General features: G+C 39.9%; 20 protein-coding genes, 1 pseudogene and 2 riboswitches. Of the genes and pseudogenes, 9 read left to right on the top strand and 12 right to left on the bottom strand.

What is annotated here, in order from left to right:
* Window positions 1–144 precede the first annotated feature (144 nt).
* From CWS20_RS15545 to mtnK, 3 genes are read right to left on the bottom strand one after another with little or no spacing between them, the layout of a single operon-like run.
* Window positions 145–1,221, bottom strand: a complete 1,077-nt coding sequence (locus tag CWS20_RS15545; protein WP_066194852.1) for a sugar ABC transporter substrate-binding protein — start codon at window positions 1,219–1,221, stop codon at window positions 145–147.
* Window positions 1,218–2,276 (bottom strand): S-methyl-5-thioribose-1-phosphate isomerase, encoded by a 1,059-nt coding sequence (gene mtnA / locus CWS20_RS15550; protein WP_066194851.1) that lies wholly within the window; start codon window positions 2,274–2,276, stop codon window positions 1,218–1,220. The genes CWS20_RS15545 and mtnA overlap by 4 nt, the downstream gene beginning before the upstream one ends.
* Entirely contained in the window at window positions 2,273–3,457 is a 1,185-nt protein-coding gene (gene mtnK / locus CWS20_RS15555; protein WP_066194850.1) for an S-methyl-5-thioribose kinase, read from the bottom strand. Before mtnK ends, mtnA begins: the two co-directional genes overlap by 4 nt.
* A gap of 176 nt (window positions 3,458–3,633) precedes the next feature.
* A riboswitch (SAM riboswitch) is annotated at window positions 3,634–3,784 on the bottom strand.
* Between the two features lie 177 nt (window positions 3,785–3,961).
* Window positions 3,962–4,064: riboswitch (SAM riboswitch) on the top strand.
* A gap of 123 nt (window positions 4,065–4,187) precedes the next feature.
* Here mtnK and mtnW point away from each other — a divergent pair.
* The 4 genes from mtnW to CWS20_RS15575 are packed head-to-tail and all read left to right on the top strand — an operon-like array spanning window position 4,188 to window position 7,216.
* Entirely contained in the window at window positions 4,188–5,408 is a 1,221-nt protein-coding gene (gene mtnW / locus CWS20_RS15560) for a 2,3-diketo-5-methylthiopentyl-1-phosphate enolase (RefSeq protein WP_066194849.1), read from the top strand.
* On the top strand, window positions 5,405–6,070 hold the full coding sequence (locus CWS20_RS15565; RefSeq protein ID WP_066194848.1) for a 2-hydroxy-3-keto-5-methylthiopentenyl-1-phosphate phosphatase: 666 nt from the start codon (window positions 5,405–5,407) through the stop codon (window positions 6,068–6,070). The genes mtnW and CWS20_RS15565 overlap by 4 nt, the downstream gene beginning before the upstream one ends.
* The gene (locus CWS20_RS15570; RefSeq protein WP_066194847.1) at window positions 6,067–6,681 is read left to right on the top strand and encodes a methylthioribulose 1-phosphate dehydratase; all 615 of its coding nucleotides are present in this window, start codon (window positions 6,067–6,069) and stop codon (window positions 6,679–6,681) included. Before CWS20_RS15565 ends, CWS20_RS15570 begins: the two co-directional genes overlap by 4 nt.
* Before the next feature lies 1 nt (window position 6,682).
* Window positions 6,683–7,216, top strand: a complete 534-nt coding sequence (locus tag CWS20_RS15575) for a 1,2-dihydroxy-3-keto-5-methylthiopentene dioxygenase (protein ID WP_066194846.1) — start codon at window positions 6,683–6,685, stop codon at window positions 7,214–7,216.
* A 786-nt stretch (window positions 7,217–8,002) separates the two neighbouring features.
* On the opposite strand, the gene CWS20_RS15580 is transcribed toward CWS20_RS15575, so the two are convergent.
* The 4 genes from CWS20_RS15580 to CWS20_RS29015 all read right to left on the bottom strand — a co-directional run bounded on the left by CWS20_RS15580 (window position 8,003) and on the right by CWS20_RS29015 (window position 10,915).
* Window positions 8,003–8,755: a TspO/MBR family protein gene (locus tag CWS20_RS15580; RefSeq protein ID WP_101226345.1), complete on the bottom strand. Its 753-nt coding sequence runs from the start codon at window positions 8,753–8,755 to the stop codon at window positions 8,003–8,005.
* A gap of 193 nt (window positions 8,756–8,948) precedes the next feature.
* A complete protein-coding gene (locus tag CWS20_RS15585) occupies window positions 8,949–9,497 on the bottom strand; it encodes a GNAT family N-acetyltransferase (protein ID WP_066194845.1) in 549 nt (182 codons plus the stop codon).
* A 70-nt stretch (window positions 9,498–9,567) separates the two neighbouring features.
* A complete protein-coding gene (locus tag CWS20_RS15590) occupies window positions 9,568–10,560 on the bottom strand; it encodes an acrylyl-CoA reductase family protein (RefSeq protein WP_066194844.1) in 993 nt (330 codons plus the stop codon).
* 229 nt (window positions 10,561–10,789) lie between these two features.
* Window positions 10,790–10,915 (bottom strand): VOC family protein, encoded by a 126-nt coding sequence (locus tag CWS20_RS29015; RefSeq protein ID WP_276328313.1) that lies wholly within the window; start codon window positions 10,913–10,915, stop codon window positions 10,790–10,792.
* A 105-nt stretch (window positions 10,916–11,020) separates the two neighbouring features.
* Here CWS20_RS29015 and mgtE point away from each other — a divergent pair, with 105 nt between their 5' ends.
* Window positions 11,021–12,367, top strand: a complete 1,347-nt coding sequence (gene mgtE / locus CWS20_RS15600; protein WP_241198905.1) for a magnesium transporter — start codon at window positions 11,021–11,023, stop codon at window positions 12,365–12,367.
* Window positions 12,368–12,438: 71 nt separating this feature from the next.
* On the opposite strand, the gene CWS20_RS15605 is transcribed toward mgtE, so the two are convergent.
* Window positions 12,439–12,978: a flavodoxin family protein gene (locus CWS20_RS15605; RefSeq protein ID WP_066194842.1), complete on the bottom strand. Its 540-nt coding sequence runs from the start codon at window positions 12,976–12,978 to the stop codon at window positions 12,439–12,441.
* Between the two features lie 111 nt (window positions 12,979–13,089).
* On the opposite strand from CWS20_RS15605, the gene CWS20_RS15610 reads away from it, so the two are divergent.
* On the top strand, window positions 13,090–13,983 hold the full coding sequence (locus tag CWS20_RS15610) for a LysR family transcriptional regulator (RefSeq protein WP_066194841.1): 894 nt from the start codon (window positions 13,090–13,092) through the stop codon (window positions 13,981–13,983).
* Between the two features lie 40 nt (window positions 13,984–14,023).
* Here the strand turns inward: CWS20_RS15610 and CWS20_RS15615 are convergent.
* Window positions 14,024–14,863 (bottom strand): annotated as a pseudogene (locus CWS20_RS15615) (SDR family oxidoreductase).
* Between the two features lie 153 nt (window positions 14,864–15,016).
* Between CWS20_RS15615 and CWS20_RS15620 the strand changes: the two are divergent.
* Window positions 15,017–15,952, top strand: coding sequence for an AEC family transporter (locus CWS20_RS15620; RefSeq protein ID WP_066194840.1), 936 nt, complete (start codon window positions 15,017–15,019; stop codon window positions 15,950–15,952).
* A 252-nt stretch (window positions 15,953–16,204) separates the two neighbouring features.
* Here CWS20_RS15620 and CWS20_RS15625 read toward each other — a convergent pair whose 3' ends face one another.
* Window positions 16,205–17,113 carry an SDR family oxidoreductase gene (locus tag CWS20_RS15625; protein WP_066194839.1) on the bottom strand — a complete coding sequence of 303 codons (909 nt, stop codon included), beginning with the start codon at window positions 17,111–17,113 and terminating at the stop codon, window positions 16,205–16,207.
* Between the two features lie 82 nt (window positions 17,114–17,195).
* Here CWS20_RS15625 and CWS20_RS15630 point away from each other — a divergent pair, with 82 nt between their 5' ends.
* Window positions 17,196–17,999, top strand: coding sequence for a helix-turn-helix transcriptional regulator (locus tag CWS20_RS15630; RefSeq protein WP_066194838.1), 804 nt, complete (start codon window positions 17,196–17,198; stop codon window positions 17,997–17,999).
* 371 nt (window positions 18,000–18,370) lie between these two features.
* On the top strand, window positions 18,371–18,550 hold the full coding sequence (locus CWS20_RS15635; RefSeq protein ID WP_066194837.1) for a hypothetical protein: 180 nt from the start codon (window positions 18,371–18,373) through the stop codon (window positions 18,548–18,550).
* Between the two features lie 292 nt (window positions 18,551–18,842).
* On the opposite strand, the gene CWS20_RS15640 is transcribed toward CWS20_RS15635, so the two are convergent.
* On the bottom strand, window positions 18,843–21,218 hold the full coding sequence (locus CWS20_RS15640; RefSeq protein WP_066194836.1) for a penicillin acylase family protein: 2,376 nt from the start codon (window positions 21,216–21,218) through the stop codon (window positions 18,843–18,845).
* Window positions 21,219–21,325: 107 nt separating this feature from the next.
* Entirely contained in the window at window positions 21,326–21,868 is a 543-nt protein-coding gene (locus CWS20_RS15645; protein ID WP_066194835.1) for a GNAT family N-acetyltransferase, read from the bottom strand.
* Between the last annotated feature and the right edge of the window lies 1 nt (window position 21,869).

The following is a 21,869-nucleotide window of genomic DNA, read 5'->3' on the forward strand; positions in this document are numbered from 1 at the left end:
TGCCACACTTCTTTCTATGAAAAAGTTCCTTTTGGCTAATAAAGATAAGCCGGCAAGAAGATTCCGTGACGATCTTCCGGACGGCTTAGGATGTTGCCTTTTCGAGTTTATGCATTTTCTCTAGCTTCACAAAATACCGCTCGGTTACTTACTCTCCAATTCCTTCAATTCATCTGTGTATCCTTGTTCACTCGCTCCCCAGCCTTCGATGTATTCATGCAGTTCAATCGTTGAAATTGACTCTTCAGGAAGCTTTTCTTTTTCAACAAAGATCGGCTCAAGTACAACTGTGTCTTCAGGTGACTCTCCGTTTATTTTTTGATATAAATAGCGAACTTGAATACGGCCAATATCTTTCGGATCAACAGCGGCAGTTGCCTGCCATGCACTGTTTTCTTTTTGGATCAATTGCAAATCTTCATCACTCATATCAATGCCGTATACTTTAATATCTGTTCGTCCTGCTTGTTCCAGTGCGCGAACAGCTCCTTTAGCAAACTCATCCCATGCAGCCCAAACCGCTGTAATTTCCCCTTCATTTGGGTATTGCTTCAATATTGCTTCCATTTGTGATTGCGTATCCAATGCGGTATTATCTGTAGCGGCTCCAAATGCTGCAACTTCTTTAATTTCCTGGTTATCTTTTAAAAATTGCTCATATGCGACTTGGCGTCTTTCCATTGGCGCAAATCCTGCTACCCAGATTTTTACGATATTAGCCTTCCCACCAGCATCTTCTGCTAATTTATTTAAAGTCATCTCTGCCATTTCCTGATCACCCTGTTGAAGGACAGGTACACCTTCAACATCAATATCAGCATCAAATACGACAACTGGGATATCAGCTTCCAGCGCTTTTTCGACCCCTTTTGTCAGCGCTTCTTTCGTCCCGTGGTCAATAAGGATACCATCAAATTTCTGATTGACGGCGGCATCCAAATTAGAAGCCATCTTTGCCAAGTCTCCTTCAGAAGTAAATACTTGCACTGTACCGCCGAACTTTTCTACTTGTTCTTTGACCCCTTCTATATATTGTGCAGAAAATGTCCCTAAGTTAATTTGCATAATAAGGGCAATCTTCTTATTAGCTAATGGGTGCTCAGCCTTCTCAGCCGACGGTGTTTCCTTCGACTCGGTTCCTGCGCTCTTTGGCTGGCATCCAGTTAAAATTAATAGTAATGATAAAACCGATATGAATAAAATTGAACCTTTTCTTCTCATGACTTTACTTCCTCTCCTGCTTTTCCTATAAGACTGCTAATATTGTTAAAATCCTGTTTGTATATAATGCCCTTTTCAGTAATAATTGCTGTAATCAATTCTGAAGGAGACATGTCAAATGCCGGATTAAACACCTTCGTACCTTCCGGCGCAATTCTCCTGCCCGCAAATGTTGTAATTTCTTCCTCTTTGCGCTCTTCGATTGGAATTTCTGCTCCGCTCTCAATCGTTAAGTCAAAGGTTGTCGATGGAGCTGCTACATAAAAAGCGATTCCAAATTGCTTTGCCAAAATAGCCAAATTTAATGTCCCAATCTTATTAGCTGTATCCCCGTTAGCTGCAATCCGATCTGCCCCAACAATAATCGCCTCGATCCCTTTAGCGTGGATAGTATGAGCTGCCATGCTGTCCGTAATCAATGTGACATCAACTCCTGACTGCTGGAGCTCCCATACTGTTAGACGTGATCCTTGAAAGACCGGCCTAGTTTCACAAGCATATACTTCAAATTCTCTTCCCTGTTCAGCCCCAAGGTGAAAAGGAGCTAATGCTGTACCATACTTTGCAGTCGCAATGGTTCCTGCATTACATATCGTCATGATTTTTTTTACATTAGCGAGTGCTTCCAGCGCATTGCGGCCTATGCGTTTGCAAGAAGCTTCATCTTCCTGATGAATGCTGATCGCTTCTGCTTCAAGTAGATAAATCGCTTCATTGACTGATTCTACATTTTCGATTTTGCCCATCATTCTGTCTAAAGCCCAGAATAGATTGACCGCTGTAGGTCTAGAACCAGCTAGATAAAGATAATCCTCATGCAATCTTAAATGAAACGATGCGATATTCTGCTCCTTATATTTTCTTGAGGCGATGGCTAGACCATACGCTGCAGTAATGCCAATTGCGGGAGCACCGCGTACTTTTAAAGTAACGATGCTTTCATAAACATCTTCAATTGTTTCTAATGCAGCATAATCAATTTCATTCGGCAGCTTATGCTGATTTAATATTGTCAATTGTCCATTTTTCCAAATAATCGGTGTCGGAATGCTCATGCTGTGAACTCCTCAATCGTTGTAATAAATTGTTTGATCGTTTTAATAGACGCTTTCTTTAAAATAAGATTAGTGCCTAAGCTTAAAGCCGCTCGTTTTGCTTTTAGACGAACTGCAGAATCTTCAATTCCGTCTAAGTCCTTTACATGTGATAATCCAATTGTTCTTCTAATCAACTCGCAGCCAACGACACCAATCGCATCATCGAACACTTTTGCAAGAAATACTTCTCGATATCCATCTACTTTAGTGAAGGGATCAACCCCCTTACTTTTCCATAATTCCGAAAATACTGAATAAAATTCTTGCCAAACCTCATCTATTTGATTGACAATTATCTCCCTATCTTCTCCCTTTCTCACAATCACCTGAAAGACAAGATGGGCAAAAAATTGGCCGACATCAAAGCCGATTGGTCCATAAAAAGCAAATTCAGGATCAATTACCTTCGTTTCTTCCTCGCTTGCAAAAATGCTTCCAGTATGTAAATCTCCATGTAAAAGCGCTTCTGCTTCAGTCAGGAATGATTGCTTTATTTTGGCTGCTGCTATTTTCAGCTCCGTATGATTCCAAATTTCTTCAACATCTGATTGCAATTCCGGCTCATAATCATTTGTATCGATATTAAAGAAAGGGTCTGTGAACACTAAATCCTCAGTAATTTTACATAACTCAGGATTAGAGAATGCTGATGCCAGCCTCTTTTTTTCAAATGGATGCAACGCAAAATCTGAAGTATGGAATAAAGTCTTCGCTAAGTACTGTCCAATATGTTTTGCCAAGTTCGGATAATACTCCCCCTCTATTAGTCCAGTCCGTGCGATTTTCAAATGAGACAAATCTTCCATAATGGTAATCGCTAAATCCTCATCAGTACGAAATACTTTAGGGACAAAAGCGGGAACATATTCACCATGCTTAACAAGGGCATCCGCTTCAATCTTCGCTCTTTTTAGCGTCAGTGGCCAGCTCTCTCCAACAACCTTTGCATAAGGCAATGCCTGTTTAATAATAACGCTGTTTTCCTCACTCGCAATTCGAAAGACATAGTTTAAATTGCCATCACCTATTTCACGAGCAGTCAATTCAGCATGCACGGGAAAAAGCTCCAATTCCTTTACAAGCTGAATAGCTGTTTCCTCCGTCAATCCTTTATATGTTTTTTTTTCTAAAATCGCCATACTGGTTCACTCCTTTTATATAATAGTTTGCAAGATTTATTAGTAGTTTAGCATCCGCCTGGCAAAAGAGGCAGGGATACCAGGAAAAATGGACCAAATAACCGCTCCTCCCCTGCGATAACGGAAATAAAAAATGCCCCTTTCATTAGAAAGAGGCATTCGTATATTCTACGCGCCTCTTATCTTTTCAGAAAGTAATTTCTGAATGGAATTAGCACCGTGCCCTACATGAAGGCGCAAATATGCGCGCCTCGTTTCACAACGATATTACGGTCGGTTGCTGGGCTTCATCGGGCCAAATTTCCCTCCACCAGCTCTTGATAAGAGTATTCGTTACTATGCAATTGATTACTTGAGAAAAATACTAGCACCATTGTCACAGAAGTGTCAATGCTTTTTTACCGAAAAAGTTTTTCTCGAATTCTGAAAATACACAGTTGACAGACTTAACTGTGCAATGCAATAATACAGTAGTGCAAATTTAAAACGATATATGATTAGATTTTCTTATCAAGAGCAGGCGGAGGGACGAGCCCTATGAAGCCCGGCAACCGATTCAATATGAACACGGTGCTAATTCTTGCAGCAATTTGCTGACAGATAAGAAGTTGGTTCGTGAGCAATCACCCTCTTCTTATTTGAAGAGGGTTTTTTTGTTTAACACTGCATAAATTAGGATGAGTGACTCCGGTCTCTCAAACAGCTTATTTACTTCTTAGGAGGTCATCTTATGTGCGACATCATCGCTACGTATCAAGTATATGGCAGACCAGGTACATTCGACAAAAAGGCGGAAGGCATAGCACTCGGCTTAACGATTGGCTCATGGACGGATCTGCCCTTACTTGAACAAGAACAATTAAAGAAACATAAAGGAAAAGTCACCTCTATCAATGAATTTTATGATGATGAACATCCCAATCGCTACGGGGAAGTGAGAGCAGAAATAAGCATTTCCTATCCAACCGTCAATTTCTCAAACGATTTACCTGCCATTTTAACAACCGTTTTTGGAAAGCTATCTTTAGACGGAGAAGTAAAACTTTTAGATTTACAGTTTGATAACAGCTATTTAACTAACTTTCCAGGTCCCCGCTTTGGCATAGACGGCATTCGGAATACAATAAATGTATATAATCGTCCGCTCACAATGAGCATTTTTAAAGGAGTCATCGGACGCGATATAGAATTTTTAAAAGAGCAATTAAACCAACAGGCGCTCGGCGGAGTTGACCTCGTTAAAGATGATGAAATTCTGTTTGATAACGCACTTACCCCCTTTTCTGAAAGAATCATTCAAGGGAAAAAAGTATTACAAAACGTATTTGAGCAAACCGGGCATCGTACACTTTATGCAGTAAATCTGTCAGGGAAAACTTTTGCGCTGCGTGACAAAGCTAGAAAGGCGAAAGAACTTGGTGCGGATGCACTGCTGTTCAATGTTCATACATATGGACTAGATGTGCTTCAAGCTCTAGCTGAAGACGATGAAATCGCTTTGCCGTTAATGGCTCATCCAGCCTTTAGCGGTGCATTCATCTCGTCCTCACTTTATGGTGTTTCAACAGCTTTATTACTTGGAAAATTGATAAGAACAGCTGGAGCTGACTTCTCACTATTCCCTTCACCGTACGGATCTGTTGCTTTAGAACGGAATCAAGCAATAGGTGTATCAGCATTTTTAAAAGAAGAGAATGGGTTAAAAAAGTCATTTCCAGTTCCATCTGCTGGTATCCACCCTGGACTCGTCCCGCAGTTGTATGATGACTTTGGAATAGACAGCATCATTAATGCCGGCGGAGGGGTTCACGGCCATCCAGAAGGCGCTGCTGGTGGAGGCAGAGCGTTTAGACAAGCGCTTTCGGCTGTAATTGCTGGTCAGACGCTCTCTGAAGCAGTAGAAGAGCATGCAGAATTAAGGACAGCGATTTCTTTATGGGGAGGCAAATGATGAAACCAATAATTTTTTGTGATTTTGATGGCACAATTACGAATAACGATAATATCGTTCAGATTATGGAAAAGTTCGGTCCATATGAGGCAGGCCAGCTGAAGAAAGAAATTCTCGGTCAGAAAATTTCCATTCAGGAAGGGGTGCGCAAATTATTTGCTCTGCTCCCCTCTGACAAAAAAGAGGAGATTATTTCCTTCGTGTTAAAAGATGCGGAAATTCGTGAAGGATTTTCCCAATTTGTTACTTATACTCGTGAACGCAATATTCCACTATATATTGTGAGCGGCGGTATAGATTTCTTTTTACACCCCGTGCTTGAGCCCTATGGTCCATTTGAAAAAATCTTTTGCAATGAAGCCGATTTTACCGGAAAAACGATTCATATTAATTATCCGCATACTTGCGATAATCAATGTGCTTCACAAGGGTGCGGATGCTGCAAACCTTCCATCATCCGCAGTCTCTCTTCAGACGAACATTACAATATCGTTATCGGTGACTCTATCACTGATTTAGAAGCAGCTAAGATGGCGGATGCCGTGCTGGCAAGAGACTTTTTGATTCAAAAGTGTGAAGAAGAAGGCATTCCTTACAAGCCGTTTGAAAACTTCCTTGACTGCATTCAGCATATTGATGAGCTCACAGGTGCAAAGTCATGAGCGAATTCAATAAAAAATGGAATGAGCTTGCTTATATAAAAGATGAGCTAGCCGTTCGCGATTGGTTCATGGGGACTAGCGGCAATCTTTCCATACGGCTAAATGACAACCACTTCCTTGTCACTGCAAGCGGCAAGGATAAAAGAAAGAGAACATCAGAGGATTTTCTGCTAGTTGATCAGGAGGGGAAGCCTGCTGAAACGACTTTTCTGAAGCCATCTGCAGAAACATTGCTGCATTGCGAGGTATATCGCCAAACGGAGGCAGGATGCAGCCTGCATGTGCATACGATTGCGAACAATGTGATTTCAGAATTATATGGAGATGCTGGTGAAATCCGGTTTCAACATCAGGAATTGATTAAAGCTTTTGATATGTGGGGTGAGGATGATATCCTTTCAATCCCAATTATTAAAAATTTTGCAGACATCCCTAAGCTCGCTGCAGCCTTCGGGGAGCATATCAATAGCGATAAAGGGGCCGTTCTCATACGCAATCACGGCATCACCGTCTGGGGACGCACCGGCTTTGAAGCTAAAAAACTATTAGAAGCATGTGAATTTTTATTTCAATATAAAGTAACTCTATTAACAATTAAGGGAGGATTATAAAATGGCTATTATTAAATTCCAAGATAATCAAGAGGTACTATCAGATCAAAAAGAGGTTGCATCTTTTTTAGAAAAACAAGAAGTCATTTATGAAAACTGGGAGATTGCTAAGCTGGAAAAAAGCCTGCATGAAAAATACGACCTTTCAGATGAAGAAAAACAAGCGATTCTTGATGCATTTGCCACTGAAATCAAAGCAATCTCAGAACGCCGCGGCTATAAAGCAGCAGATATTATCTCACTATCAGACTCCAATCCAAACCTTGATGAATTGCTGAAAAACTTCCAAAGAGAGCACCACCACACAGATGACGAAGTCCGTTTTATCGTAAGCGGCCACGGTGTGTTTATTATCCAAGGAAATGAGGAGCGTTTCTTCGAGGTACACCTTGATCCCGGTGACTTAATCTCTGTTCCAGAAAACACGCGCCACTACTTCACTTTAGCAGATGATCGCAAAGTCGTTGCCGTTCGCTTATTTGTTACACCTGAAGGATGGGTACCGGTTTATGAAAAAGAAGAACTGAAAGCATAGAATGACCTCAACAAGCCGTTTGCCCGGCTTGTTGATTTTTTTTTGAGAAACATAGAGCCAAATTGAAGAAAAGGAGTAAACAGCTACCTGCTGCTTCAGAGCACCTCATAAAGTGAAGACAAGGAAATTTTTGCTGGATTTGGAGAGGTGGCATCCGCTCGACCCGTAGGAATAGCGAGACGGTCGAGATCCTGGAAAAAGTTAGACACATTATTTATGCAGCCGCAGACTGAGTTCGGTATTATACTTGACTCAGTCCTTTTAATTTTTGCTTCATTCGATTGTTGTTATAGTAATGAATATACTTCCTTTTTTGTGTAACTGAAATTAAAGATGGGTGTAGGCAAGTAAAAAATGGTCTTAGATTGAGTAACTGGAACCGAAATTGGCTGTAGGCAAGTGGAAAATGGTCTTAGACTGTGAAACTGGAATCAAAAATAGAAATAGTTATGCGTAAAATGCGCTTAGATTGTGTAAATCAGCCCCAAAATCGGTGGAGTCATGCAAAAAATGGTCTTTTCGTAACAAATTTCACTCAATGCTTATAAATCAATATTCTAATAATTGGAGCGTTGTGGAAGTTTCCATGGTCTCGCTATCTCGCTGCTCTGAGCAGAAGTCGGGATACTAAAGGAGCTTATAGCCGAAGCGGCTCTAAGCTCGAACCGCTCAAAAGCGAGCCGTAAGCCTCGGAAAATCCTCATCCTCTTTCTATTTGGAAAGGAGTTTCTCTACAGCTTGAAGGAACGATCTGCTTCCTATTTCAGATTGTAAACAAGATTTATATCATTTAAGCCAGTTAATTCGTCTAGCTCCATTTCTAACATAGCTGATTAATTGAATCATAGTGTTTAAGAAAATAACAATACTTAAGCTGATGGAAACGGTCACAATCATTGGATATTGGTCATAATTATTTACGCCAATTCCTATGAATGCCCAAATAAAGACTAGTGGATAAATATAATCCTTTTCTCTTATTGTAAAAATGATAGCAATTACAGTAGCAATGAGCAATAATAGTATCCCCCATGTCTGATCAGATAGCCCAAATGCCTGCCAATTATAATACTCAAGTGTATATGAAATATTTGCAATGGTCGCAACACTGACCCAGCCTGTATACACAGAAAATGGCAGGAGATATAAATAGCTCGATGATTGCTGCTTAATCAATCTATAAGTAATTAAAAGAGAAATTAGTAGGAATGCAATCACAAGTATACTTAAGATAAATTGTTCATAATGCCAAAGATAAATCCATAATCCATTTAGTATGCAGCTAATTAGGAACCACGGGAAACTCTTTTTGTAGATTGACGTTTTCCTGCCTATAACAAATTGGCTTATTACCCACACGCCCGTTAATAAATAGATGAGCCCCCATATGGCAAATACATATCCAGCCGGTGTAAATATAACTTGGAGTTGATTAGAAATTTCCCCAGTCGTTTTTCCATTCAGTGGTAAATAATTCGCTAAAAAATTCATCGTAATCATAAATAAATATGCAATTAAATTAAGTAAATAGATCAACAAAGTGCTTTCCCTCCTTTTTAATTAACTATTCCTTTTATTTGTATGGAATAACCCCAAAAAGGGGAAATTTCAGGAAACAATGTATTCCATAAACATTTTCTTGAGGTAGAAATTACAAAATACTTGCTGCCTACAACTGTTTGCATCTGCTAATACCCATTACTTCTACCACGCTAGCCAAACTTCAACTACACTACCCCTCTTCCCGATTACGAAAATAAACAAAAAAATCCTTCCACTCTCCATTTTCGAATGAAAATTGTTTCCGCGTGCATTCGTATTGGAAGCCCGTTTTCTTTGCTAGTTTGATGGACGGTTCGTTATCGATATTGATATGTAGTTCGATGCGATGGAAATCGAGGTCAGCAAAAAAAACATCTATTGCTGCACCTACACTTTCGGTGGCATATCCATTTTTCCAATATTGATTATGGATAGAATAGCCCATTATTGCCCACTGATCGTCCATTCGTAAGATTCGATAAAGCTCGATTTTCCCAATATGGGCACCATCGGATTTCCGAAATATCCCTAAATGATAGAGTTCATCATCACTAGCTAATTTATGCCAATGTTTAACACGATCATGGAACCATGCTTCTGTATACTTTTCTATAGTCTCTGGCCTGCCATCATCATAAAGATATTGTGATGGCAAGCGGTTATCATGACCGTTGTACCACTCTTGATAATCGTCGCTCTTATACAGCCGAAGATTCAAACGGCTAGTTTCTATTTCCATATGACACCTCCCTCTTTGCTTTCTATACAATGATAAAAGCGGCAAGGTAGATATCTTGCCGCCTGCAATATTATATTTTGACCAGAATGCGCCCTCTTGCTTCTCCCTTCAATAAGGTTGGCAACACTTCAGGAAGCTCGTCCAATCCCACTTCTTGAAAAATAAAATCATCGATATTCTCAGGTTTGTAATTTCCAGCCAGTAGCTGCCAAGCCTTTTTCCTTGTTTCCATTGGACAATAGACAGAATCGATGCCTAGTAAATTAACGCCTCTTAAAATAAATGGAAAAACAGATGAAGGCAGCTTTGTACCTGCAGTTAATCCGCTGACTGCAACAGAACCGCCATATTGAATTTGGCTAAGTAAAGCTGCGAGCGGTTCACCGCCAACCGGATCAATCGCCGCTGCCCATTTTTGTTTTCCTAGCGCGCTAATTTTCCCGTCAAAAACTTCCTCGCGGGAAACAACAGTTGCGGCACCAAGCTTCATTAAGTAGTCCTTGGCTGCTTCCTTTCCAGTACTTGCTTCCACTTCATATCCACTGGACGCTAAGATGGAAATCGCAAAGCTTCCTACTCCGCCTGTTGCTCCAGTGACCAACACTTTCCCTTTCTCAGGTGATGCGCCATTGTCTTCTAACCGGATGACAGATAATGCGGCAGTTAAGCCCGCTGTCCCTATAATCATTGCTTCTCGTAAGCTGAGCCCATCGGGAAGCGGCACGACCCATTCTGCAGGGACCTTGGCATACTCGCTATATCCGCCCTTTTTAGAAACACCGATTTCGTAGCTTGTTGCGATGACTTCGTCTCCTTCTTTAAAGGTTGGATTCTCGGAGGAAACAACTACCCCTGCCAAGTCGATGCCTGGTACCATCGGATAATTTGTAATTATATTTCCATCAGGAATGCTAGCTAAACTATCCTTATAATTCACTCCAGAATATTTCACTCTAATAAGAACTTCCCCTTCAGGTAAATCCTTTATCTCCAGCTTATTAATATCAACTGAAAACTGATCATCCTTTTTATCGACAACTAACGCTTTAAATGATTGGCTCATTATCTAAAAACCCCTTTCCTTACTATCCATACCCTTATATCTCCTTACAAATCATCAACAAATTCCCATCTAGGTCTCGGAAAACAAATTAAAAATTATCTTCGATTTCAGTTACAAGATTAACTTCATTGTCTTTCATATATTGGAAGGAGGCTTGTAAGTCATTTGTGACAAATTGAATGGCCGGTGTTTGATAAACAGGCGTTTCGGCTGCGAATAGGTGATTGAACTATTTTTCTCCTTTAGTTAAGCCAAGAATTCGGCCATACCATTCTTTTGCTTTTTCAAAATTTTTCACAGGGATATAAACTTTTTTACCAGTGATTGTTTCACAAGCCCCCTCCTTTAGCTTCATAAATTAATGAATTCTCCGTTCTCCTTGTTTTTCCTTTATGAAAAGTTAAATTCCCAACAGACGGGGAATAATAGAATACATTGTTTTATGAAAGGAGTGTTACCAATGACAGAGGAAGAAGTAAAGCTCATCATTATACAGTCATTAAAAGATGGCGGCCGCAAAAACTTTCAAGAAATAATGAGCGAGCTGCAGCCTTATGATATGGCTTACCTTTATACCGATTTACCAAACAAGCATAAGAATAAATTCTTATTATACTTAACCATTGAACAGTTAACTGATCTAATTCCAGAATTAAATCAGGAGGATCAGCTAGAAGCATTACATAAGCTTGGTGTTGAGAAATCCACAAAAATTCTTGATTTAATGGAGAATGATAAACTTGCTTCTCTTTTATCCTCTCTTGACCCGGAAATAGTGGAAGATCTCATATCCGATATGAAAATTGAGGAATCAGAAATCGTTCATATTTTAATGAACTACACGCCGGAGACTGCCGGCCGCATCATGAATAACCGCTTTGTGTGGATTTCGAAGCATTATACTGTGAGAGAGGCGGTTGATAAATTAAAAGCATTTGCCGAATTGGCGGAATATCTCAACTATTTGTATGTGATTGACGATGAAAAAAAACTCGTGGGCGTTATTTCTTATAAAGACTTATTACTGGGAGAAATGCAGGATAAAATTGATGATATTATGTATAGCCGTGTCGTTAAAGTACATGTGAATACCGACCAGGAGGAAGTTGCTAAAATTATCAGACGATATGACTTCGTCTCTATTCCCGTTGTAGAGGAGGATAATACGCTCGTCGGAATCATTACCGTTGACGATATTTTGGATGTTTTAGTTCAAGAGGCAAATGAAGATATTGAGAAGTTATCTGCTTCTGGTAAAGCAATTGATTTTAACACGAAATCCTATATTGCTGCTTTTAGGCGTTTGCCATGGCTCATTCTGCTGCTCTTTATTGGATTGATTTCCGGCAGTATAATTGATGGCTTTTCCGCAACGATTGAACAAGTCATCGCGTTATCGTTTTTTATGCCGATGATTGCCGGGATGACAGGAAACACTGGAACACAATCATTGGCAGTGGTCGTCCGAGGAGTCATTACTCACGATCTCGATTTTAAGCAAGCAATGAAGCTCATCTTCCGCGAACTTTGGGTCGGGATAATCATCGGTTTAATTTGCGGTGTTTTAATATCCATTATCGCCTATTTCTGGCAGGGGAATATCACCTTAGGATTTGTTGTTGGCAGTTCTTTACTTATTACTCTAATTATCGGTACATTAACCGGCACAGTCATTCCGCTTATTTTATATAAGCTAAATATCGATCCTGCGATTGCCTCTGGCCCGCTTATTACAACGATAAACGATATTTTGTCACTGCTGATTTATTTTGGCATCGCTACTGCATTTATAACTCAACTATCGTAAGAGGCTTTTACAGCCTCTTTTTTGCAAATTATTAAAAGCCAATTACTGAGAGGAGCGGTTTGAATACGCTCTTATCCCAGCTTTTTACGCAATTGCTCTGCTTCTATAAGTGCCTTTTCATCATTCAAAATATCCCCTGGTTTATTTCCATGACCGATGATATATCCTTCAAAGGAGATGCCCACAAAATCAAAAATATATTGGAACTGCTGTATCATTGGCAGGCCTTTGATGGAAGGCTGATCACCACCAACTGCAATCACATAAGCTTTTTTCTTGGAAAGCTGCTCCTTAAAGTACGGACGGTTCGAATCCCTTAATGTTTGAGACCACCTATCAATAAAGTTTTTCATCGTTCCAGTCATACTATACCAATAAATTGGCGTTGAAAAGATGATAATATCGTGTGATAGCATTTGATCAATGACTTTATCATAATCATCAGCTACCTCTTGAAAGCCTTCAACATCATGACGGCCATCAGTAATAGGCTCCATTCGATATTCTTTTAAATAAATTTCTTTAACATTCAAATCATGTATGACTGTTTTTGTTAATATTTCTGCGTTTCCTTGCGAGCGAGATCCCCCATAAATGACTGCTATAGACATGTAATTTCCTCCTTGTTATGAAGCTTATGTTTATTTTATTATAGAAGCATCAATCAATAAAACGGATGATTCCGATTGAACCAAACAAAAATTCCGATTTAGGAGTGTACAATGGAGACAAAACAGTTAATTACCTTCATCACAGCTGCGGACAATTTAAACTTTACAAAAACTGCTGTTATGTTAAATTTTGCACAGTCAAGTGTGACTGCACAGATTAAAAAATTGGAAGCCGAGCTTGGTACCCCTCTATTTGAGCGGCTTGGGAAAAGAATTGTCCTAACGGAAGCAGGACATAAGTTTAAATTATATGCAGATAAAATGATCATGCTGGATACAGAAGCTAGAACGGCGATTGCTGAAGAAAGCAAGTCCGCTGTCACGCTTACAATCGGTGCACAAGAAAGTCAATGCACGTACCGTCTTCCACCGATTTTAAAGGAGTTTAAAAAACAGCATCCAAACGTTAAGCTTGTATTTAAGCCTGCTCATTCAGATGAAATGGCGCGAAAACAGCTGATGGATGGAACACTTGATTTAGCGTTTATCATGGATTCTTCTAAGCCTGAGGAAGCCTTATTTATGGAAAGGCTGGTGGAAGAAAAGATGAAGCTCGTCGCTTCACCTGATCACCCTTTACTTTTCAAGGAGAAAATAACTATAGAAGATTTGATTCAGGAGACATTGTTACTGACAGAAATCGGATGTTCCTATCGTTCAATGCTTGAAGAAAGCTTTCGTACAGCAGGAGTTTATCCTCTTAACAACTTCGAATTTGGCAGCATCGAAGCTATTAAGCAATGCGTCATGGCCGGACTTGGCATCTCCCTATTGCCTGCGATGACAGTAGAAAAAGAACTAAATAGCGGAGAAATCAAAGAGTTGGTATGGTCAGGCATGAATACTCCCATTTATACGATGATTAGTTGGCATAAAGATAAATGGATGACCCGACCATTGCAGAGTTTCATTGATTTAACGAAAGAAACATTTGAAATGAATTAAAGCAGTGGAAATAGGATTTCCACTGCTTTTGTGAATTGTTTTACAGCCCTACTTGCTCCATGCTCCATTTCCAGAAACGGTCAGCCAGTTCATTATCTTGTCCAAGCCCGGAGATAGATACCTCTTTTTCATCATAAAAATAGGCGCCGGAAATGCTGCTCACCTTTTCATCCATTGCTAAAAAGACCGCGGTCGCTGCTCCTTTTTCCGGTGTCCTAAAAAACGGGACAAGAAGTTTGATGATTCTTTTGCCAAAGCCCGTTTCCCTATCCACACCAATATTTGTAGCCACTGCCCCTGGGTGCAGCGCGTTTACTGTCACACGGGTATTCTTTATGTGCTCATGCAGGCTCCTCATAAATAATATGTTGGCCAATTTAGATCACCCATACCCCTTTGCAACATTATATCCGCTTTTAAAATAAGGATCTTCAAAATCAATTTTCCCCCATTTATGAGCACCCGATGATACAACCACTATCCGTCCTTGAGGGGAAGCTTTCAATTCATCTAAAAGCAAGTTTGTAAGAAGAAAATGGCCAAGATGATTCACTCCAAGCATGGATTCGAAGCCATCTTTGGTTTCCTGTCTCTTAAGTGAAACGACTCCCGCATTATTGATTAAAATATCTAGCTTATTATGCTTCGTCTTAAATGCCTCAGCAAAACGATGAATGCTATCAATGGAACCAAGGTCTCCAATCATTAATTCTATCCCGTCTGACTGACTTTCATCTTTGGCTATTTGCAGCGCTTTGACGCCTCTTTCCTCATTTCGGCAGAGCATAATAACATTTATGCCCTTTTTAGCAAGAGCAATCACCGTGGCAAGCCCCATACCAGAATTAGCTCCCGTTACAATTGCCAGTTTATCCTCCATCGAGATGCGCTCCTTCCTATTTTAATATTCCTACACCTAGTATACAGACTTCATTTTTCCTTATGATAGTTTTCGGCTTTCGAAAATCCATATAATTTTCTAAGAATATTCAGTATAATATATTGATAGTCACCTTTGGAAGGAGCCGTATTTATGGATGCAGCAACAGTCACGCTTGCAATCGCAACGATGGGCATCATTATTCTATTTGGAGCTTTCGTGGCCATTAGAGTCCCGATAACAAAAGAAGCGAAAAATCTTCTCATGGCCATTATTATTAATCTTGCCGTTCCCTTTATTATTCTGAATGGCGTTTTTAACACGGAAATATCCGATGAAGTTTTTCAGCAAGTGTTTATTATATTTGGAGCTTCCATAGTATTTAATTCAGTTGCAACTGTTATTGGCATTATAATCGGCAGATTGATTGGATTCCAATTATCGATGGCAAAAAAGCTTTCATTATTAGCTGCTATCGGCAATACTGGATTTATTGCCATCCCTTTATGCGCGACATTATTCGGTCCAATTGGCGGATTGCTCGCTGCAGTATTTGATGCAGGGCTTGACTTCGTTCTCTTTTCGCTAGGAATCTATTTATTGCAGAGCGATCAGCGGTTTAATATCAAGCAACTAAAAGCATTGTTGAATATGCCGCTTTTGGCGATTACCATCGGCCTTTTATATGTGATTAGCGGTTTGGAGGCACCTGCCTTTATGCAGCAATTAGCAAGTATGCTCTCTGGCCTGGCCGCACCGCTTGCCATGCTTTACATTGGGTTTTTACTCCCTCCTTTCTTTAAGAAAGGGCAAACTCTCTACTACAGGGAGCTCTGGTTTCCAATCCTTTTAAAGCTCATTATATTTCCTGCTTTAACCATATTCATTTTATCGCTGATGCCATTGAATACTTTCTTAAAGCAAATGCTTGTTATTTTAACCGCTATGCCCACGTTCATGCTTGCCTCTGTGCTATTTTCCCGCTACACAAATGACGAGGACAAAGCGGTAATGACGACCGTTTATTCTACAATTTTATCATTAGTGACCATCCCGCTTGTGACGGTGTTTGCGGGGTTTTTTTTATAAAAGGATAGCTTGGGCATGGTAATTTTAGTGCTGGAGTACATTCTACAAATAAAATGACGATTGGCTCTTTGCGTAACTTTTTCATCACTTTATTCTTCATTTAAAGTGACTGTTCACCTTCGCGGGGCTTATTTGTCATTTTATTTTTCGGCTGACTAGTAAATGCTGTGCGATTTGAAAACGAAGTATTGAATTTATCACTTCTTCTAGATTTTCTTTTCATCAAAAAAGAGACAGAAACCTGTCCCCTTTTTATCGATAACCCTCTGTATTCGCAGGCTTCCCGGCCTCTTGTACTTCAACCAAATAGCGAAATGCATCAGGCTGTGAGCCGTCTATATCAAAGAAGTTATATTTCTTTGCAAGCGCGCCGCTGGAAAAGGAACATCCATTTAGCTCCTGCTTGTTTGAATCCATTGCCAATGCTGCTACGGCTCTCCCTACATAGCGAGTGGACTCAGATATAATAAAATGTGGATCGACACTCGCTCCATTCTGCCAATTCTCCTCTGATACGCCAAACACTTCCAACATGATTTCCGAACGCATCCAACCTGGAGAAAGTGAAACAGCAGTACAGCCATAAGGGGAGATTTCTTGTGCAACTCCCTTTGCCATTCGAATGATAGAGCTTTTCGCTATATCATAAAACAGCGGAGATCGATAGCGGCTTTGATTATATTCCTCTGTACCATCTGTCATCTCCACGACTAATCCGCCTTTATTTTTTATAAGCAGCGGTAAGGCATAATGGTTCGTAATAATATGAGTATCTATAGCCAAACGCAGCATTCTGAAGCCTTTTTCTAATGAATGCGACCATATTGGTTGATTCCACTCTGTTAAATATTCACTTCCCCAAATATCGTTGACCAATATATCAAGCTTTCCCTGTTCTTTTTCTATTTTTTCCATTAAGTCCTTTACCTGTTCCTCGATAAGATGATCAACTTTTACTGGAATTCCCACACCTCCTAGTGCATTAACAAGTTCTGCTGTCTCTTCTATTGTTTCAGGACGGCCATATTCAGATTGCTCTCCACGAGTTGTCCTTCCAGTAATATAAACTGTTGCTCCAGCTGCCCCTAATTCCATGGCAATTCCGCGTCCTGCGCCTCTCGTTCCTCCGGCAACTAATGCCACTTTTCCTTCTAAAGTCATTTGCATTCTCCTCTCTTTATCCTGTATCTTTAGTTTAAACGATAATGTTGACATCTAATGTCATATTTTAAGGAGAAAAATAATGCGTGCTGATCGCCTTATTACAATATTATTATTACTGCAAAATAATGAAAAAATAACGACAAGAGAACTGGCGAAGCAACTGGAAGTATCCGAACGAACGGTTCATCGTGATATGGAAGCGCTAAGTTCTGCCGGTATTCCTGTTTTTGCAGAAAGGGGAAAAGCCTCCATTCCTGGCAGTCTAAAAAATGATGCAATAGATGTTTGGAACCGAATCTATATCGATACAGGCACTTGGAGAAATTCAGTGGAAAAAATCGATGGTTTTCCACAATTGCAAAAAGCTATCTGGGAAGAACGAATACTTGACATGACTTATAAACGAAGTGACCATACTATAAAATCGAGAAAAGTGAACCCTTTGGGGCTAGTAGCCAAAGGGAGAACATGGTACCTGATTGCATCCGAAGCAAACACAATCAAAAGCTTTCGCGCTTCCAGAATTTTATCTTTGCACGTAACAGAGGATTTTTTTGTAAGACCAGATAAATTTAAACTTGCAGACTTTTGGGAGCAATCAAAGCAATCATTCGTCAGCAATCTTCCTACCTTTCTCGTATCAGTTGAAGTATCTCCTGAAATCATTGATAGACTAACGTTTACTGGACGGTTTGTTCAAGTAATTCATATTGACAAAGCCAAGGAAAACAAATGGATTCCAGTGGACCTACAATTTGACAGTGAAAAAGAGGCTTGCGAATACATTTTAGGATTCGGCAACAAAATGAAAATTGTTCAGCCATCCTCATTAATAGAAAAAGTGAAAAAGATGGCGGAAGCAGTAGTTGATTTTTATCGTTGATTTTTTTACGTCACTCCCAGTTGGTTTTACGCCACTCTCATTATTTAGCGATTATGCTATACTAGTATGAGTAACTTAATAGTTTGGGTGGGAGGTTACTTTCCCTTTTTTATGGCACACAAATACACAAAAGAGCATCTCATATGAAGGAATGCTCTTATCTATTTAAATGAAAGCCTTTGTCATTATTGTTATTGGTTATTCGAATGGATGGGTTGAACCCCCATTGCATGCGATTTCTTGTTCATTCACTGATTGTTTTCCCTTTCATGGCAATCCTTCTTTTTGATTGATAGAAATGAAAAAGACAGCCGGAGTGGCTGACTTTTTCTATATAGGAGAAAGGAAAATCAAAGGAGAGTGTAGCGAAAATGAAAACTTTCTTAATTTTATTTCTAGGCTTGGTAGGAATTGTTATAGGAGCTGCTTTATTAGCAATTGAAAACGATGGCGCAGCATTTCAAACTAGGTTCATTTTTAAATTATGTGGACTATTCATATTTGGTGGAACAATCTTTTTGGTTCAAAGGTATTGGAAATCTATAGAGTAGAAATAAAGCATATAATAAAAAATCCAAGCTGGGAAATCAAATATCCTTCTCCTATGCTTGGATTTTGTATTATGATTAATGAGTTTTTTTAGTAATGATGAAAAATGTTTCGGCTGTGCCCCCAAGAAAGGGGACTTTTTTTAGAAATCAACTCTTTAAACATAATATCAAGAGAGTATCTAGAAATTCATTTTGAACATAATTAAGAAAATCAATATCGTGCTCGTTCATTTAAAGTTTCAAATTCCTTTTTGATCGGCACTCTGAAGAGAATACATTAGTAGCCTCCCCTTTACTTTTTCCCTTCTGGTAATAAAATTAGCTCTTCACCGGATGGCTGTTTCAATGTAGTTGTATGATAGGTGCCATCCGCCCAGTCTTCAAACTGATTATCGTACCAGTTACTTTTCACATGACCAGATTGACCTGGACCAACTAAATGATAAGCTTCATTCGGATTCGCCATATCTATGACAAATCTCCAAGAGCCGCCATGATTGACGGTGCCTTTTTCATCAAATGCGGAGGCTTTAACAGTAACCGCACTTCCTCCAACTGGAATGCCTCCTTTGGAATTAAACAAATAATTCATTGGCGAAACACTTGATAATGGATGATTGAAGCGCACTTGATGGAAGCTACCCCATTCCCACTTATCCATATTCTTAACTTCGGATTCTTCAATTTGAGCAAGTGTCTGTTCTAAGGAAGTTAACAGGACCTCTTCTAATCCACCCGCCTCTTCAATCCAAGGGCCAGGATTCCCGTCAAACGCCCGGCGCAGCAATTGATCAATGGCTGCCCTTTTGCCGCTAAACAGTTCAAGCGTCTTCTCTGGTATACTATCAGCAAGAAGCACATTGCCAATCTTTGTCATCCATACGTTGAATATATAAGGTGCTGCTGCTGCTTTCTTATCATAAAAGTCCCAATCTCCTAGAACCGTTAATACCTCATCTACTCTATCATCCGATACATTGCTCAATACTTCTACAAACTGCGGAACAAATTCTTCTGCCTGCAGATTTTTTTCATCCATCTGCAAGTCCATCATATCGGCTGCAGTCAGCTTGTCATTTGCACGGAGCACTTCCTGAATGCGCATCTGCCGATAAGGCTGAGCCCAGTTATGGCTAATATGATACGGATAGTCATCACTAATGACTTTATTATTGGCAGTGGATATAAAGCCTTCATTCGGGTTCACTGTTTTTGGAAGTTCATCATAAGGAATATAGTCTTTCCATCCGTATTCATCCGTCCATCCTGGTACAGGAAGCATGCCGTCTCCTTTCTTTCTAATTGGAATCTTCCCATTCGCTTTAAAAGCGATATTGCCTTCCCCATCAGCTACAACAAAGTTTTGTGCCGGAGTTTCAAATTGCTGTAATGCCTCTTCGAATTGTTCCCAGTTTTCCGCTTTATTCATATTTAATATAGCTTCGAGCTCTGCGGATGGCTGTAGTGCTGTCCATTGCAAGGAAAGCACTGTGTCGCTCCCTGCATCGGCCGCAAATTCTGAAATGACAGGGCCATGACGGGTAACTGTCACTTCATAATCCAATGTTTTTCCGTCCTTCACTTTAATTGGCTCAGAAATCACTTCTGCCTCTTCCCATTTATCATTATATAAAAATTGTGTTGGATTCTCTGGATTTCTTTTTTCAATATATAAATCTTGTACATCTGGTCCAGTATTTGTCACGCCCCAGGCAACGTTTTCGTTATGCCCGAGAATGATACCAGGGATGCCTGCAAAAATGACACCACTCACATTCATTTCATTTGTTTCAAGATGTGTTTGGTACCAAATGGAAGGTGTAGCAAGCCCTAGATGCGGATCGTCTGCTAGGATCGCTTTCCCGCTTTCCGTCTTTTCTCCACTCACAACCCAGTTGTTGCTGCCATTAAATTCATGGGGAATCACAGCACTGGCGAAAGATTTGCTTATATCAAGTTTTTCTTTTCCGATGATGTAAGGAGCATTTTCTGGATATTCCGGGAAAAGATCATATGCCTTTTCTTTTGGAAATTCTTCTAAAAGATATTGCCGGAATGCTTGACTTTGCCAATGCCCCCCGAGATCAAAAGCCATATACTTTCCAATGGTTAATGAATCGGCAGGTGTCCAATCCTCTGGTTCATAACCAAGAATCGTAAATTCAATCGGCCATTTCCCGTTTTCGCGAAGCTCTGCAATATAAAGGTTTACCCCTTCAGCAAACGCTTTCAGAGCATCCATACCTAAATCAGTATAGCGGTCTGCTGACGCTTCTGCCGCTCGTCTAAGTCCCAATGTCCGAAAATACTTATCCGTCTTTACAGCAGATTCTCCAATCACTTCACTTAACTGCCCTGATGCCTGCCGTCTGCTTAAATCCATTTGAAATAGGCGATCTTGGGCCTGAATATATCCCTGTGCTAAAAAAAGATCATGATTATTGGCTGCAGTAATATGGGGAACGCCCATATCATCCCTAACAACTGTTACTGGCTCACTCAATCCAGAAAGAGAGATTTCCCCTTCAATTTCCGGTAGTGAACGATTTAAATAGAAATTGGCGCTAATTAAAACGATGATGAAAATAGCAACTACTACCGCTAATATCCATAAGGATACTTTCTTCCATTTTGCTAATGGCTTCCGCTTTGCTGCAACTACTTCCACTGCCATGACCTCCATTTTTATTTTTCTAACATATTTATTCGTGAAACAGATACCTTTTACCTACTATTCCATAAAAAAAAACGACTTCAATTGTGAGAAGCCGTTTCTTATTTATTCCATTCTTCAGCTAGCATTCCGTAAACAACTAAATCAGCATAATGGTCATAGAGCCATTCAGCTTGTCTAATAATCCCCTCTTGCTTAAAACTCAATCTCTCAGGTATACTTCTGCTTTTATAATTTTGTACAGCAGCACGAATCTCTATCTTGTTCAAGCCAAGCTGATTTAAGCCGTAGTTGGTCAATGCTTTTGCGACTCTTGACATAATTCCCATACCCTGAAAAGCACCGTCCAGCCAATATCCAATATACGCTGTTTTGTTTGACCAATTGATTTCATTAAAGCCTGCGATTCCCACGATTTCATTCCGATACAAAATAACAGCAGTTAGCCCTTTATTTTCCATTATTCTTTTTAAGCATCCTTCAATAAATAGCTCAGAGTTCTTTAAGTTCTTTGTTCCATCCACCCATGGCAGCCATTCTCTTAAATATTCCCGTGAAGTATCAATGATTGCAAATATCTTTTCAGAATCTTGAAGCTCAATGGCTCTCAGCACTAGTTCATCATCCACATTAACAAGAATCATA

Source organism: Cytobacillus horneckiae (assembly GCF_002835735.1).
In the GTDB taxonomy this organism is placed as follows: domain Bacteria; phylum Bacillota; class Bacilli; order Bacillales; family Cytobacillaceae; genus Cytobacillus; species Cytobacillus horneckiae.

Excerpts from the sequence above, each read along its gene's own strand:
- CWS20_RS15575 (WP_066194846.1), top strand. The coding sequence starts at position 6,683 with ATGGCTATTATTAAATTCCAAGATAATCAAGAGGTACTATCAGATCAA.
- CWS20_RS15585 (WP_066194845.1), bottom strand. The coding sequence starts at position 9,497 with ATGGAAATAGAAACTAGCCGTTTGAATCTTCGGCTGTATAAGAGCGAC.
- CWS20_RS29015 (WP_276328313.1), bottom strand. The coding sequence starts at position 10,915 with ATGAAGCTAAAGGAGGGGGCTTGTGAAACAATCACTGGTAAAAAAGTT.
- CWS20_RS15590 (WP_066194844.1), bottom strand. The coding sequence starts at position 10,560 with ATGAGCCAATCATTTAAAGCGTTAGTTGTCGATAAAAAGGATGATCAG.
- mtnK (WP_066194850.1), bottom strand. The coding sequence starts at position 3,457 with ATGGCGATTTTAGAAAAAAAAACATATAAAGGATTGACGGAGGAAACA.
- CWS20_RS15645 (WP_066194835.1), bottom strand. The coding sequence starts at position 21,868 with ATGATTCTTGTTAATGTGGATGATGAACTAGTGCTGAGAGCCATTGAG.
- CWS20_RS15605 (WP_066194842.1), bottom strand. The coding sequence starts at position 12,978 with ATGTCTATAGCAGTCATTTATGGGGGATCTCGCTCGCAAGGAAACGCA.
- CWS20_RS15570 (WP_066194847.1), top strand. The coding sequence starts at position 6,067 with ATGAGCGAATTCAATAAAAAATGGAATGAGCTTGCTTATATAAAAGAT.
- CWS20_RS15610 (WP_066194841.1), top strand. The coding sequence starts at position 13,090 with ATGGAGACAAAACAGTTAATTACCTTCATCACAGCTGCGGACAATTTA.
- CWS20_RS15635 (WP_066194837.1), top strand. The coding sequence starts at position 18,371 with ATGAAAACTTTCTTAATTTTATTTCTAGGCTTGGTAGGAATTGTTATA.
- CWS20_RS15630 (WP_066194838.1), top strand. The coding sequence starts at position 17,196 with ATGCGTGCTGATCGCCTTATTACAATATTATTATTACTGCAAAATAAT.
- mtnW (WP_066194849.1), top strand. The coding sequence starts at position 4,188 with ATGTGCGACATCATCGCTACGTATCAAGTATATGGCAGACCAGGTACA.
- CWS20_RS15545 (WP_066194852.1), bottom strand. The coding sequence starts at position 1,221 with ATGAGAAGAAAAGGTTCAATTTTATTCATATCGGTTTTATCATTACTA.
- mgtE (WP_241198905.1), top strand. The coding sequence starts at position 11,021 with ATGACAGAGGAAGAAGTAAAGCTCATCATTATACAGTCATTAAAAGAT.
- CWS20_RS15625 (WP_066194839.1), bottom strand. The coding sequence starts at position 17,113 with ATGACTTTAGAAGGAAAAGTGGCATTAGTTGCCGGAGGAACGAGAGGC.
- CWS20_RS15565 (WP_066194848.1), top strand. The coding sequence starts at position 5,405 with ATGATGAAACCAATAATTTTTTGTGATTTTGATGGCACAATTACGAAT.
- CWS20_RS15620 (WP_066194840.1), top strand. The coding sequence starts at position 15,017 with ATGGATGCAGCAACAGTCACGCTTGCAATCGCAACGATGGGCATCATT.
- mtnA (WP_066194851.1), bottom strand. The coding sequence starts at position 2,276 with ATGAGCATTCCGACACCGATTATTTGGAAAAATGGACAATTGACAATA.